Annotated in this window: 13 protein-coding genes and 1 tRNA gene; 13 read left to right on the top strand and 1 reads right to left on the bottom strand. The window is 70.4% G+C overall.

Annotation, left to right across the window (positions count from 1 at the left end; all coding sequences use genetic code 11):
- The coding region (locus QSJ97_RS22145; protein ID WP_285674525.1) for a hypothetical protein at positions 1 to 277 on the top strand (277 nt) is incomplete at its 5' end.
- Here the strand turns inward: QSJ97_RS22145 and QSJ97_RS22140 are convergent.
- On the bottom strand, positions 255 to 2,921 hold the full coding sequence (locus tag QSJ97_RS22140) for a P-type ATPase actuator domain-containing protein (protein ID WP_285674524.1): 2,667 nt from the start codon (positions 2,919 to 2,921) through the stop codon (positions 255 to 257). The genes QSJ97_RS22145 and QSJ97_RS22140 overlap by 23 nt on opposite strands.
- A gap of 296 nt (positions 2,922 to 3,217) precedes the next feature.
- On the opposite strand from QSJ97_RS22140, the gene QSJ97_RS22135 reads away from it, so the two are divergent.
- The 12 genes from QSJ97_RS22135 to QSJ97_RS22080 all read left to right on the top strand — a co-directional run bounded on the left by QSJ97_RS22135 (position 3,218) and on the right by QSJ97_RS22080 (position 14,083).
- Positions 3,218 to 6,058, top strand: a complete 2,841-nt coding sequence (locus QSJ97_RS22135) for an ATP-binding protein (RefSeq protein WP_285674523.1) — start codon at positions 3,218 to 3,220, stop codon at positions 6,056 to 6,058.
- A gap of 117 nt (positions 6,059 to 6,175) precedes the next feature.
- Positions 6,176 to 6,252: transfer RNA gene (locus tag QSJ97_RS22130), tRNA-Asp, on the top strand.
- Positions 6,253 to 6,506: 254 nt separating this feature from the next.
- Entirely contained in the window at positions 6,507 to 6,944 is a 438-nt protein-coding gene (locus QSJ97_RS22125) for a hypothetical protein (RefSeq protein WP_285674522.1), read from the top strand.
- Between the two features lie 135 nt (positions 6,945 to 7,079).
- Positions 7,080 to 7,445 (top strand): NADH-quinone oxidoreductase subunit A, encoded by a 366-nt coding sequence (locus QSJ97_RS22120; protein WP_285674521.1) that lies wholly within the window; start codon positions 7,080 to 7,082, stop codon positions 7,443 to 7,445.
- Positions 7,436 to 7,969 (top strand): NuoB/complex I 20 kDa subunit family protein, encoded by a 534-nt coding sequence (locus QSJ97_RS22115; protein WP_285674520.1) that lies wholly within the window; start codon positions 7,436 to 7,438, stop codon positions 7,967 to 7,969. Before QSJ97_RS22120 ends, QSJ97_RS22115 begins: the two co-directional genes overlap by 10 nt.
- Before the next feature lie 12 nt (positions 7,970 to 7,981).
- Complete coding sequence (locus QSJ97_RS22110) at positions 7,982 to 8,587, top strand: NADH-quinone oxidoreductase subunit C (protein ID WP_285674518.1); 606 nt, start codon at positions 7,982 to 7,984, stop codon at positions 8,585 to 8,587.
- 88 nt (positions 8,588 to 8,675) lie between these two features.
- Complete coding sequence (locus QSJ97_RS22105; RefSeq protein ID WP_285674517.1) at positions 8,676 to 9,890, top strand: NADH-quinone oxidoreductase subunit D; 1,215 nt, start codon at positions 8,676 to 8,678, stop codon at positions 9,888 to 9,890.
- Complete coding sequence (locus QSJ97_RS22100; protein ID WP_285674516.1) at positions 9,887 to 10,228, top strand: hypothetical protein; 342 nt, start codon at positions 9,887 to 9,889, stop codon at positions 10,226 to 10,228. Before QSJ97_RS22105 ends, QSJ97_RS22100 begins: the two co-directional genes overlap by 4 nt.
- Before the next feature lie 28 nt (positions 10,229 to 10,256).
- On the top strand, positions 10,257 to 11,459 hold the full coding sequence (locus tag QSJ97_RS22095; RefSeq protein WP_285674515.1) for an NADH-quinone oxidoreductase subunit E: 1,203 nt from the start codon (positions 10,257 to 10,259) through the stop codon (positions 11,457 to 11,459).
- Positions 11,459 to 12,754 (top strand): NADH-quinone oxidoreductase subunit NuoF, encoded by a 1,296-nt coding sequence (gene nuoF, locus QSJ97_RS22090; protein WP_285674514.1) that lies wholly within the window; start codon positions 11,459 to 11,461, stop codon positions 12,752 to 12,754. Before QSJ97_RS22095 ends, nuoF begins: the two co-directional genes overlap by 1 nt.
- A 24-nt stretch (positions 12,755 to 12,778) precedes the next feature.
- Entirely contained in the window at positions 12,779 to 13,582 is an 804-nt protein-coding gene (locus QSJ97_RS22085) for a class I SAM-dependent methyltransferase (RefSeq protein WP_285674513.1), read from the top strand.
- Between the two features lie 15 nt (positions 13,583 to 13,597).
- Positions 13,598 to 14,083 carry a DUF3291 domain-containing protein gene (locus tag QSJ97_RS22080; RefSeq protein WP_285674512.1) on the top strand — a complete coding sequence of 162 codons (486 nt, stop codon included), beginning with the start codon at positions 13,598 to 13,600 and terminating at the stop codon, positions 14,081 to 14,083.
- The last annotated feature ends 4 nt before the right edge of the window (positions 14,084 to 14,087 follow it).

Below are 14,087 nucleotides of genomic sequence, written 5' to 3'. Positions count from 1 at the left end.
GGCCGCCGCGGTCTGCGCCCCGGGCGGGCCGCTCGCCATCGCCTGCGGCATCGGCGCCGGGGTGATCTCCTGGGTGGCGGTCGACCTGCTGGCGGTCGAGATCGCCGAGGCGCAGGGCCGCGAGCCGATGCGCAAGGCGCTGATGGAGCGTCTCGGCAAGCGCAACGAGGAGCTGATCGCGCAGCTCCGCCGCTACAGCGGCACGCGCAGCGCCGCCCTCGCCGAGGCGCACCGGGCGCGGCTGAGCAGCGCCTTCATCCCCGCCCGCGACGGGTGACCTTGAGCACCCGGTCGCGCATCGCGACCCGCATCCGCCGCAGCACGTCCTCCACCGCGGCCAGCGCCAGCACCGCCGCGCCGATCACCGGATAGGCCTCCGGCGGCGCCGCCGCCAGCCCGGCGGCCGATGCCAGCGCGGGCACCATCCCGGCGGCCACGGCCAGCGCCACGAGGCCGACCGCGACGGCCGGCGCGGCCGGGTTGCGCCAGGTCTCGGCGGCGAGCAGCGAGGCATCCTCGCGCCGCCCCGCGAGCAGCCGCACCGCGGCGAGCGCGGCGAGCGTCACCGCCATGGCGCCGCGGATCTCGTCCACCGGCAGGGCCAGCCGCTGCAGCCCGACAAGCGCCCCGTAGGCCACCGCGGCGAAGCCGAGTGCCGCCAGCGGCAGCAGGAACAGCGCCGGGCGGGTGAGCAGCGGCTCGGCGCTGCGCCGGCGCCGCCGGTCGAGCGCCGCGGCGCCGCCATCGTCCAGCGCGAAGACGAGATCGGTCCCGATCGACAGCGCCACCGCGAACACCAGCAGCGGCGCCGGCAGCACCGGGAACGTCCCGCCGAGGACGAGCACCGCGGCGAACAGCAGCGCGATGCCGAAGCCGGTGCCGAGGCTGCAGGCCAGCATCCGCCGCAGCCGCTCGAAGCCGGCACGGGCGGTGGCGATCATCCCGAGGATCGCGGTGATGCGGCCGTCGTTCACCACGAGATCCGCGGTCTCGGCGAGGCTGTCGGCCCCCGGCCGGTAGATCGCGGCGCCGAGATCGGCGGCCTGCAGCGCGGCCAGATCGGCGTGCCGCGAGCCGAAGGCGGCGACCACGAAGCCGTCGCGGTGCAGGCTGTCGGCGACCAGCGCCTTCTCGGCCCGCGAGGTCTCGGAGAACACCCGCGCCGGGCGCACGAGGTTGTCCACCCCGCCGACGCCGAGATGCCGGGCCCGCCGGAAATCCGCCCCGGTGACGCCGCGCTCGAAGGGCTCCACGAGGCCGAGCCGGACACCGTCGGAGCGGGCCAGCGCCGTCGCGCGGTCGTCCATCACCGCGATGCGGACCCGCGAGGCACGGGCGCGCTGGGCCGCCGCGGGGGCATCGGGGGCCAGCCTGTCCTCGAAGGCGACGAGGCCGAGGAAGGCGAGATCGGTGTTGCGCTCGGCCTCCGCCTGCTGCGGCGGCCCCAGCGCCACGGCGAGCGGGCGCAGGCCCTGCTCCTCGAGCGCCGCCGCCGCCGCCAGCACCGCCTCCCGGTCGGGCGCGCCGGGCGCGCCGGGCGCCGCGCCGCCCTCGGCGCCGGCGCAGAGATCGAGCACCTCGGCGACCCCGCCGCGCAGGCAGAGGCGCGGCCGGCCATCCTCGAGCAGCGCCCCGGCGGCAAGCGCGGGGCCGAGCCCGGTCTCCACCGGAACGGCGCGCCAGGCCTCCGCCGGCACGCCCATGGCGAGGCCGATGGCGGCCAGCGCGACCCCGTCGGGATCGCCCTCGGGGCGGTAGGCCGGGTCGGTCGGCTCGAGCCGGGCGCCGCCGGCCACGATGGCGGCCCGCAGCAGGCGCTCCAGCTCCGCGGCGCGCTGCTCCGGCCCGGTGAGGCGCGGATCGTCGCCCGGGTCGCCGGCGAAATCGAACCGCGTGCCGTCCGGCAGCAGCGCGGCGCGGGCCTGCGGATCGCGCTCGCGCAGGCTGTCGGCGCTGTCGATGCAGATGAAGCCGGTGAGGCTGAGCGCCTCGAGCGCCCGCCCGTGCAGCGCCACCGCCCCGTCGGCGGCTAGCCGGCGCACGGTGCGGCCGAGCAGCAGCGCCGCGGCGGTCGCCCGCCCGGGCGGCACCGTGAGCACGACCAGCGCGGTCGCCAGCACCGCCGCATCGGAGACCGAGAGCGCCCGCTTCAGCAGCAGGAAGCCCACGATGCCGCCCACCGGGATCATCGCGACCAGCACGGCGCCGATCATCAGCCGCGAAACGCCGCCGAGCACGGCGGCCTCGGTCTCCGGTTCGTGCTCCGGCCGCTCCGGCCGCTCCGGCTCCGGCGCCGCCGCCTCGTCCGGCAGCGCCGGCCAGCCCCTGCCGCCGCCGGCGCCCTTGCCGCGCGGCCGGACCAGCCCGACGCCCTGCCCGGCCAGCACCCAGGCGCCGGCGGCCAGCTCGGCCCGGGGCGCGCCGGCGGGATCGCGCGGCGCCGCATCGACGGTGCCGTCGCGCCCGGCGATCCGCAGCCCGTTGTCGGCGATCAGCGCGAGATCGGCGGGAACCCGGCAGCCGGGCATCAGCACCACCGCATCGCCCGGCACCAGCGCGCGCGCCGGCACCACGGTCTCGACCCCGTCGCGGATCACCAGCGCCTTGCGCCGGATGCTGCGCGCGGCGGCGCGGATCGCGGCCACCGAGGAGCGCTCCTTGAGCGCCGAGACCGCGAGCAGCAGCAGCGCCGCGCCGCTGACCAGCAGCGCCTGCGTCTCCTGGCCGAAGGCGAGCAGCGCGGCGGCGATCACCGCGACCAGCAGGAGCGGCGCATCGGCCAGGACCGAGACCAGCCGGAACCGGGCGCGCGAGCGCAGCAGGCCGGGCTGACGATTCGGGCCATGCTCGCGCAGCCTGCCGCGCGCATCCTCGGCACTCAGCCCCAGCCGGGCCGCGCCGGTATCATTGCCGATAGTCACCTTGATCTAGTCCCCTTGCCGGCGTCGTGGCGACCGACTCCGCCGGGCCGGCGGCCGAATCACGCCGCCGATAGCCGTCGGCTGCCGCTGGACCTTTTCCTCCCGAATCTGCCATCGACCGGCTCCGGGTCCAACCGATCCGAGACCACGCCTGGCCACACGAAGAAAAATTCCCAAATCTTCGCTTGCTCTTGCTAATCTGGCGGCCAGTATATTGCAAACGTCACCGGGGAGACGAGGTGCCGCACGCGAAATCGGATCGGGCCGGGCATCGAGATCGCCGCCCACCGAGAGTCTTGATCCACGCAGGCATCCTCTGCGCGGTGCTGCTGGTGCTGTGCGCCGGGTTCCGGCCGGGCACCGCGGCGGCGAGCGCCGACACGCTGACCCGGCAGATCAATGTCGGGCTGTTCGACAATGCGCCCAAGATCTTCCGCGACGACAAGGGCGATGCCCAGGGCTTCTTCCCCGGCCTGATCGACGCGATCGCCGAGCGCCACGGCATGCGGGTGGTCTATGTCCCCTGCGAGCTCGAGCGCTGCGTGCAGATGGTCCGGCGCGGCGAGATCGATATCCTGCCCGACGTCGCCTATACCGAAGAGGGCGTGCGCCGCATGCGGTTCGGCCGCGAGCCGGTGCTGCAGACCTGGTCGGCGCTCTACACCCGGCAGGGCTCGTCGCGGCCGCTGCGCGACCTGGCCGATCTCGACGGCCGCCGCGTCGCCGTGATGCAGGACGGCCCGCAGGAGCGCGAGCTGCGCGAGGCCGCCGCGCGCACCGGCTTCGAGGTCGAGATCATCGCGCTGCCCTCGCTGATCGAGGTGATGCGCGCGGTCTCCCGCGGGGATGCCGATATCGGCGTGGTGAACCACCATTTCGGCCTCGCCCACGAGGACAAGTTCGCGCTCGAGCGTTCGAGCATCGTGTTCCGCCCGCTGTCGCTCTACTTCGTCTATTCCCCCGGCGTGCCGCAGAGCATGGTGGAGGTCGTGGACGCCACCGTCGCGCTGATGAAGGCCGACCCGAAATCGGAATACTACGCGCTGCTCGACCGCTGGCTGGTGCGCAAGAGCAGCTTCGCGCTGCCGGACTGGGTGCCGATCGTCACCGGGCTGACCGCCGCGCTCCTGCTCGCCAGCCTCGGGGTCAACGCCTATCTGCGCAAGGCGGTGGCCGAGAAGACCTCGGCCCTGCGCGAGAGCCAGAACCGGCTGAAGGCGATCTTCGACAACGCCCCGGTCGAGATCTACCTGAAGGACTGTGACGGGCGCTATATCGAGATCAACAAGCAGTTCGAGATGCTGTTCAACGTGCAGGCCGAGGACATCGTCGGCAAGCTGCCGCAGGACGTGCACTATTCCAGCCTGGCCGACCGCACCCGCGCGCACGACCTGCACGTGATCGAGACCGGCCAGACCCTGGCGCGCGAGGAATACGCCACCACCGAGCTCGGCGACCGGATCCTGCACACGGTGAAGTTCCCGGTCTTCGATGCCGCGGGGGAGATCTCCGGCGTCGGCGCCGTGGTCGCCGATGTCACCGAGCAGACCCTCGCCCGCGAGCGCGCCATCGAGGTCGAGCAGCGGCTGCTCGACGCCATCAACATCCTGCCCGACGGCTTCGTGCTGTTCGACAGCGACGACCGGCTGGTGATGTGCAACGACAAGTTCCGCGAGATCTTCGCGCGCAGCGCCGAGATCATCGAGGAGGGCGTGAGCTACGAGGCGTTCCTGCGCTACGGCGTGCGGAACGGCCAGTTCCTCGATGCCGAGGGCCAGGAGGAGGCCTGGGTCGCCGAATGCCTCGAGCGGCACCGCACCGCCGATTCGAGCTTCGAGATCCGGCTGCCGGACGACCGCTGGGTGCGCGTCGTCGAGCGCCGGACAGCGAGCGGCGGCAGCGTCGGCTTCCGCTTCGACATCACCGAGGCCAAGCGCCAGGCCCGCGCCCTCGACAGCGCCCGCAAGCGCGCCGAGGCGGCCGCCGGCCAGCTCCGCGAGCAGACCCGCAAGCTCGCCCAGGTGGTCGAGATCACCGGCATCGGCGGCTGGGAGCTCGATGTCGAGAGCGACACGCTGTTCTGGGATTCGATCACCAAGTCGATCCACGAGGTGCCGCGCTGGTACGAGCCGACCCTCGATGCCGCCATGGCCTTCTACACCCCCGATTCGCGGCGCACGATCACCGAGGCGGTGACCACCTGCATCGAGCGCCGCCTGCCCTTCGACCGCGAGCTCGAGCTCGTCACCGCCACCGGGCGCAGCATCTGGGTCCGCGCCACCGGGCAGCCGCTGGTGGAGAACGGCCGGCTGAAGCGGCTGATGGGCGCATTGCAGGACATCACCGCGCAGAAGGCGCATGAGCGCTCGCTCGAGGAAAGCTGGCTCGCCGCCGAGAAGGCCAACATCGCCAAGTCGCAGTTCCTGGCCAACATGTCCCACGAGATCCGCACGCCGATGAACGGCGTCACCGGCATGCTGGCGCTGCTGCTGCGCTCCGATCTCACCGAGCCGCAGCGGGTGCAGGCGCAGACGGCGCATGCCTCGGCCTCGGGGCTGATGCAGATCCTCAACGACATTCTCGACTATTCCAAGCTCGAGGCCAACGAGGTGCAGATCGACAGCGCCCCCTACGACCTGCGCGATGTCGTCGACGAGGTCTTCGCCATGCTCGAGCTGCGCGCCAAGGAGAAGCGCCTGGCGCTGCGCATCGAGATCGACGAGGAGGTGCCGAAGCGCATGCTCGGCGACCCGGCGCGGGTGCGGCAGGTGCTGGTCAACCTCGCCGGCAACGCGATCAAGTTCACCGAGAGCGGCGAGGTCTGCGTCCGCGCCGGGCTCGACCCGCGCAACGACGGCTTCATCCGCCTCGAGGTGCGCGACACCGGCATCGGCATCTCGTCGGAGGGGCAGAAGACCCTCTTCACCCGCTTTGCCCAGGCCGACGGCACCATCGGCCGGCGCTATGGCGGCACCGGCCTCGGCCTCGCGATCTCCAAGCAGCTGGTCGAGGCCCTCGGCGGGCAGATCGGCGTCGAGAGCAGCCTCGGCACCGGCTCGCTGTTCTGGTTCACCCTGCCGATCGAGCATCGCGGCTCGAACAGCGTGGCCCTCGCCTTCGGGACCGCCGCGCGCTGAGCGGCGCCGGCATCGGGCGCTCCACAAAAATGCAATCTTTCGCCCATGACCCGCTTGACGGCACCGGCCGGCGTCTTTAATTGGGCGCTACCGGGCTGAGGCGGCTCGCAGTTCTCTGCGGTTGTAGCTCAGTTGGTTAGAGTGCCGGCCTGTCACGCCGGAGGTCGCGGGTTCGAGCCCCGTCAACCGCGCCACTGCCCGGATCTGCCAAGCACGACAGAGCAACAGTCAGCGCATCCAGCGCCGGCTGTCTGTGTCCTGCATACAACAATCCCGAGAACAAGACCGTTGCGGATCGCGCAAAGGTTAATTTGCGATTGTCCAAATCCGGTCCAGGATGCTAGCCACTCGCGCACCAGTTGAGTGGCCTTTACGGAAGTTGGCGTTCTGCGGCTGCGGTCCCGCAGCCGACTTGAGCAAGCAGGATCAGAACCGAGAGCGCTGCGCCATGGCTAGCATTCTGGATTCCGTCTATTTCGGCCGCCTCGACCGGCTCGGCTTCTTCGTGATGATCTCCGGTCTCACGGCCGGCTTCGCGATGGCCGTCGCCTGGCTCTTCGCGATCACCGGCGGCCCCGCCGGCGCCGCCGCGATCGCCGCGATCCATCAGAGCGGCAACCTGCTCGACGGGCCCGGCATCATGCTGGCCCACGGCCTGTCCGATGCCCGCATCGTCGCCGCCACCCTGCTCCTCGCGCTCTATCTCGTCGCCGCGCTCTTCATGATCGCGGCGCGCATGCGCGATGCCGGGCTGCCGGGCTGGCCGGTCGCCTTCGCCGCCCTGCCGTTCCTGCTGTTCGGCGGCAGCGCCGGGCCGGCCTTTGCCGGGCTCGCGGCGCTGCTGGCGCTCGGCACCGTGCTCTGGCCCTCGCGCCGGGCGGCCTGACCCCGATTCACGACGAAATGGCGGCCGCGCGGGCGGTCCGGCGCGGAGTGTGTCGCACCCGGAGCGTTTGACGTGGAAGGGGCACGAGATTAGACCTCTCAGCAGTGCCTTAAGCCAGCCTCGGGGATGCGCGCCATGGACGAACTGCTCCGCGAATACCTCCCGATCCTGATCTTCCTCGGCCTCGCGATCGGGCTCGGGCTCTTCCTGATCGTGGCCGCCTGGATCCTCGCGGTCCGGAATCCGGACAGCGAGAAGACCTCCGCCTACGAATGCGGCTTCAACGCCTTCGACGACGCGCGCATGAAGTTCGACGTGCGCTTCTATCTCGTCTCGATCCTGTTCATCATCTTCGATCTCGAGATCGCGATGCTGTTTCCCTGGGCGGCCGCCTTCGGCGACCTGTCCGACACGGCGTTCTGGTCGATGATGGTGTTTCTCGGCGTGCTGACCATCGGCTTCGCCTATGAGTGGAAGAAGGGAGCGCTCGAATGGGAGTGACGACCGCAGGCGCGATCGCCGGTGCGGACAAGGACGTCCTCGCCCGCAACCTGTCCGACGAGCTGGCCGACAAGGGCTTCCTGCTCACCTCCACGGACGACCTGATCAACTGGGCGCGCACCGGCTCGCTGATGTGGATGACCTTCGGGCTCGCCTGCTGCGCGGTCGAGATGATGCAGGCCTCGATGCCGCGCTACGACATCGAGCGCTTCGGCATCGCGCCGCGGGCCAGCCCGCGCCAGTCCGACGTGATGATCGTCGCCGGCACGCTGACCAACAAGATGGCGCCGGCGCTGCGCAAGGTCTACGACCAGATGCCCGAGCCGCGCTACGTGATCTCGATGGGCTCCTGCGCCAATGGCGGCGGCTACTACCACTACAGCTATTCGGTGGTGCGCGGCTGCGACCGGGTGGTGCCGGTCGACATCTACGTGCCCGGCTGCCCGCCGACGGCGGAGGCGCTGGTCTACGGCCTCCTGCAGTTGCAGCGGAAGATCCGCCGCACCGGCACCATCGTGCGCTGAGGGAGGAGCCCCATGTCCGACGCCCTGATCGAACTCGGCGAGATGATCGCGAGCAACCGCAGCGACGAGGTCGACGGCCACGGCGTCGCCAATGGCGAGCTGACCGTCTTCACCACGGGCTCCGGGCTGCACGCGCTCGTGCAGTATCTGCAGGAGAACCCGGCCTGCGCCTTCACCACGCTGATCGACATCACCGCGGTGGACTTCCCGCAGCGCGAGACCCGCTTCGAGGTGGTCTACCATTTCCTCTCGATGCGGCAGAACCACCGGGTGCGGGTCAAGCTGTCCTGCGGCGAGGACGACGTGATCCCCTCGATCAACGACATCCACCCCTCGGCCAACTGGTTCGAGCGGGAGGTCTTCGACATGTACGGGATCCTGTTCTCGGGCCATCCGGACCTGCGCCGGATCCTGACCGACTACGGCTTCCGCGGCTATCCGCTGCGCAAGGACTTCCCGACCACGGGCTACACCGAGGTCCGCTATGACGAGACCGCCAAGCGGGTGGTCTACGAGCCGGTGAGCCTGGTGCAGGAATACCGGACCTTCGACTTCATGAGCCCCTGGGAGGGGGCCGACTACATCCTGCCCGGCGACGAGAAGCAGGGCACGTCGTGATGGATCGCGCGTCTCGGCACGCGGCCCCGGGCACCGGCCACGGCCGGCGCGGGCGGTCGGCAGGCTGAGCGGAGCACGGAGAGAACGCATGGACGGCAGCAAGGCGGACCCCCTCACCGGCGAACAGCGGATCCGCAACTTCAACATCAATTTCGGGCCGCAGCACCCGGCGGCGCACGGCGTGCTGCGCATGGTGCTCGAGCTCGACGGCGAGATCGTCGACCGGGTCGATCCGCATATCGGGCTCCTGCATCGCGGCACCGAGAAGCTGATGGAGAGCCGCACCTACCTGCAGAACCTGCCCTATTTCGACCGGCTCGACTATGTGGCGCCGATGAACCAGGAGCATGCCTGGTGCCTCGCCATCGAGAAGCTGGTCGGCGCCGAGGTGCCCTATCGCGGGCAGCTGATCCGGGTGCTGTTCTGCGAGATCGGGCGGATCCTCAACCACCTCCTCAACGTCACCACGCAGGCGATGGATGTCGGCGCGCTGACCCCGCCGCTCTGGGGCTTCGAGGAGCGCGAGAAGCTCATGGTGTTCTACGAGCGGGCCTGCGGGGCGCGGCTGCACGCCGCCTATTTCCGCCCCGGCGGCGTGCACCAGGACCTGCCCGACGAGCTGCTCGAGGACATCGCGGACTGGTGCGACCCGTTCCTGCAGGTCTGCGACGACCTCGAGGAGCTGCTCACCGAGAACCGCATCTTCAAGCAGCGCAACGTCGACATCGCGGTGATCACCGTCGAGGAGGCGCAGGCCTACGGCTTCTCCGGCGTGATGGTGCGCGGCTCCGGCTGGGCCTGGGACCTGCGCCGCGCGCAGCCCTACGAGTGCTACAACGAGATGGAGTTCCAGATCCCCGTCGGCAAGAACGGGGACTGCTACGACCGCTATCTCTGCCGCATGGACGAGATGCGCGAGAGCGTGAAGATCATGAAGCAGTGCCTCGAGCGGCTGGCGAACTGCAAGGGCGCGCCGGTGATCACCACCGACGGCAAGATGGCGCCGCCCCGGCGCGGCGAGATGAAGTCCTCGATGGAGGCGCTCATCCACCACTTCAAGCTCTATACCGAGGGCTTCCGGGTGCCGGAGGGCGAGGTCTATGCCGCGGTCGAGGCGCCGAAGGGCGAGTTCGGCGTCTATCTGGTCTCCGACGGCAGCAACAAGCCCTACAAGTGCAAGATCCGCGCCCCGGGCTATCCGCACCTCGCGGCGATGGACCATATCTGCCGCGGCCACCAGCTCGCCGATGTCTCGGCGATCCTGGGCAGCCTCGACATCGTGTTCGGGGAGATCGACCGATGATCCGCACGGCCCTTGCCCTCGCGCTGCTCGCCGCGCCCGCGCTGGCGCAGGAGACCGCCGCGCCGGAGCCCGAGGCGGCGCTGCCGGCGGCGGCGCAGGGCGACGTGCTCCCGGCCGAGACCACCATCGGCACGCTGCACGCGGCGGGCTATGTGGTCGGGCCGATCACCACCGCGCCGGCGACCGATGCGGCGGTGAACCGCTTCGGCTTCGTGATGGAGCATCCGGACGGTGCGGACCATCCGCTCTATGTCTGCCGCCTGATGGTGGGCTCGGGCCAGGAGGACACGGTCCAGTTCCCGCTGATCATGACCAATATCTGCGCGCGGATCGACTGACCCCGCGGCGCGACACCGAGAGGACGCCATGAGCCTGCGCAGACTGCATCACGAGCAGCCCGAGAGCTTTGCCTTCACCCCGGCCAATGCGGAATGGGCCGAGCGCCAGATCGCGAAATATCCCGAGGGCCGGCAGGCCTCCGCCGTGATCCCGCTGCTCTGGCGCGCGCAGGAGCAGGAAGGCTGGATCAGCCGCCCGATCGTCGAGACCGTGGCGAGGATGCTCGGCATGGCCGAGATCCGCGTGCTCGAGGTCGCGACCTTCTACTTCATGTTCCAGCTCAGGCCGGTGGGCTCGGTGGCGCATGTGCAGATCTGCGGCACCACGCCCTGCATGCTCTGCGGCTCGGAGGCGCTGGTCGAGGTCTGCAAGTCGCGGATCGCGGCCAAGCCCCACACGCTCTCGGCCGACGGCAAGTTCTCCTGGGAGGAGGTCGAATGCCTCGGCGCCTGCTCCAACGCGCCGATGGCGCAGATCGGCAAGGACTATTACGAGGATCTCGACGCCGCGAGCTTCGGCAAGCTGCTCGATGCCTTCGCCCGCGGCGAGGTGCCCCGGCCGGGCTCGGCCAAGGGCCGCTTCGCCTCCGAGCCGGTCAGCGGGCTGACCTCGCTCGACGTGCCGAAGGTGCATGAGAGCAACGGCTCGGTGACCCTGGCCACCGAGATCGGCGACACCGTGAAGCGCATCGACGGCACCGAGCCGACCGCGAGCGACCTCGCCCTCGGCCGGAGCGCCGGTGCGGCCGAGGCGGCGCCGCAACCCGAGGGCCCGGCCCCCGGCGAGGAGCCGGCGCCGGTCGCCGCCGATGGCGAGCCCGACCGCCCGGAGACCCCGGCCACCGAGGCCGAGACCATCGGCCGCCCCGAGGGCACCGACCTGGCCGAGGAGGCCGGCGCCGAGCCGGTCGAGACCGGCGACGCCGCCCCTGCCCCCGCCGCCGCAGAGCCGGCGGAACCGGTCGCGCCCTCGGACGAGGACAAGCCCGAACTGCTCGCGGATGCGCGCGACGGCGGGCCGGACGATCTGCAGAAGATCAAGGGCATCGGGCCCAAGCTCGAATCGCTGCTGCACCGGCTCGGCGTCTACCATTTCGACCAGATCGCCTCCTGGAGCGACCGGGAGATCGCCTGGGTCGACTATCATCTCGAAGGGTTCAACGGCCGCATCCTGCGCGATGACTGGGTGGCGCAGGCCAAGGCGCTGACCGCCGACAAGGGGGATTCGTGATGCTCGCTGACAAGGACCGGATCTTCACCAATCTCTACGGCATGGCCGACCGGAGCCTGAAGGGCGCGCGCGCCCGCGGCCACTGGGACGGCACCGCGGACCTGATCGCCCGCGGCCGCGACGCGATCATCGAGGAGATGAAGAAGTCGGGCCTGCGCGGGCGCGGCGGCGCCGGCTTCCCGACCGGGCTGAAATGGTCGTTCATGCCCAAGGGCAACGACGGCCGGCCGCATTACCTCGTGGTCAACGCCGACGAATCCGAGCCCGGCACCTGCAAGGACCGGGAGATCATGCGCCACGATCCGCACACGCTGATCGAGGGCTGCCTGATCGCCTCCTTCGCGATGGGGGCCAATGCCTGCTACATCTACATCCGCGGCGAGTACATCCGCGAGCGCGAATGCCTGCAGGCGGCGATCGACGAGTGCTACGATGCCGGCCTGCTCGGCAGGGACGCCGCCGGCTCGGGCTGGGATTTCGACCTCTATCTCGCGCATGGCGCCGGCGCCTATATCTGCGGCGAGGAAACGGCGCTGATCGAGAGCCTCGAGGGCAAGAAGGGCATGCCGCGGCTGAAGCCCCCCTTCCCCGCCGGCGTCGGCCTCTATGGCTGCCCGACCACGGTGAACAACGTCGAGAGCATCGCCGTGGTGCCGACCATCCTGCGCCGCGGGGCGGACTGGTTCGCCGGCATCGGCCGGGCCAACAACACCGGCACCAAGATCTTCGCGATCTCCGGCCATGTGAACGCGCCCTGCGTCGTCGAGGAGGCGATGTCGATCACCTTCCGCGAGCTGATCGACCGCCATTGCGGCGGCATCCGCGGCGGCTGGCAGAACCTCAAGGCGGTGATCCCGGGCGGCTCCTCGGTGCCGCTGCTGCCGGCCGCGGCGATGGACGACGCGATCATGGATTTCGACTGGCTGCGGGATCAGAAATCCGGCCTCGGCACCGCCGCGGTGATCGTGATGGACCAGTCGACCGATGTCATCAAGGCGATCTGGCGGCTGGCCAAGTTCTACAAGCACGAGAGCTGCGGCCAGTGCACGCCCTGCCGCGAGGGCACCGGCTGGATGATGCGGGTGATGGAGCGCCTGGTGACCGGCGACGCGGCGATCGAGGAGATCGACATGCTGCACGACGTCACCAAGCAGGTGGAGGGCCACACGATCTGCGCCCTCGGCGATGCCGCGGCCTGGCCGATCCAGGGCCTCATCCGGCATTTCCGCGACGAGATCGAGGACCGGATCAAGGCGAAGCAGAAAGGCCGCGCGAGCGCGGTCGCGGCGGAATAGGCCGAGGCGGGGGACTGCGACGAGATGGCGTTCACGCTGCGATGGAAGGGCGAGAGGCTGACACCGGTCGAGGTGATGCACCGCGTGCGGGGCAAGCTGCTGCCGCGCCCGAGGCATATCAACACCTATATCGACGACGATGCGCCCGCCGAGGCGCTCGAGGCCACCGAGTTCGGCCGGATCTATGACAGCCATGACGGCGCCCGCGCGCTCAAGTGGCTGCATTATCCCGAGATCTACGAGCGCCATTTCGGCCCGCTCCGGGGCAAGCCGATCCGGATCCTCGAGATCGGCGTCGCCTATGGCGGCTCCCTGGAGATCTGGCGGCGCTTCTTCGGCAGCGAGGCGATCATCTACGGCATCGACATCGACCCGAGCTGCGCCGTGCATGACGGCAAGGCGGGCTCGGTGCGGATCGGCTCGCAGACCGATGCGGCGTTCCTGCGCTCGGTGGTCGAGGAGATGGGCGGCATCGACCTGGTGATCGACGACGGCAGCCATGACAACCGCCACATCCAGGCGAGCCTCGACGTGCTGTTCCCGCTGCTCGCCGAGGGCGGCATCTATCTCGTCGAGGACCTGCACTGCTCCTACTGGCCGCGCTACAGCGGCGGCTATGCCTGGCCGGGCGCGTTCTACAACCGGCTGAAGGTGATGATCGACGACATGCATCACTGGTATCACGGCCGCGGCGAGCGGATCGCGGCGACGGCGGGCCATCTGCACGCCATCCATGTCTACGATTCGATCGCCATCCTCGAGAAGCGCCGCGTGCCGGAGCCGGTGATGACCCGGCGCCCGAAGGTCGGCACGGCGGGGGCGGACTGAGCGATGGAGACCGGGATGCATCTCGCCGAGCTCAACATCGGCCGCCTGGTGGCGAAGGCCGACGATCCGCGGGTCGCCGAGTTCATCGGCGCGCTCGACCGGGTGAACGGCCTCGGCATGCGCATGCCCGGCTTCGTCTGGATGATGCAGGGCTCGGGCGCGCCCGGCACCGGCAACACCGAGACGAAGATCGGCGGCGACCCGCGCCTCGTGAGCAATCTCACGGTCTGGGAGAGCGTCGAGGCGCTCGAGCGCTTCGTCTGGGGCACCGTCCACCGCCAGTTCTACGAGCGCCGGGCCGAGTGGTTCGAGCTGCTCGGCGAGCGGCATCTCGTGATGTGGCATGTGCCGGCGGGCCACCGTCCGAGCCTCGAGGAAGGGCTCGCCCGGCTCGAGCATCTGAAGACCCATGGCGACAGCGACCACGCCTTCGGCTGGTCGCACCTTCCCGCGGCGCGCCTGTACCGCGAACGGGCCTGCACGCCAATCGCAGCGGAGTGACAGA

The organism is Paralimibaculum aggregatum (genome assembly GCF_030270585.1).
Lineage (GTDB): Bacteria > Pseudomonadota > Alphaproteobacteria > Rhodobacterales > Rhodobacteraceae > Thermohalobaculum > Thermohalobaculum aggregatum.
The sequence above is the reverse complement of the archived record's forward strand: the minus strand, read 5'-3'. Positions and strand labels throughout refer to the sequence as shown.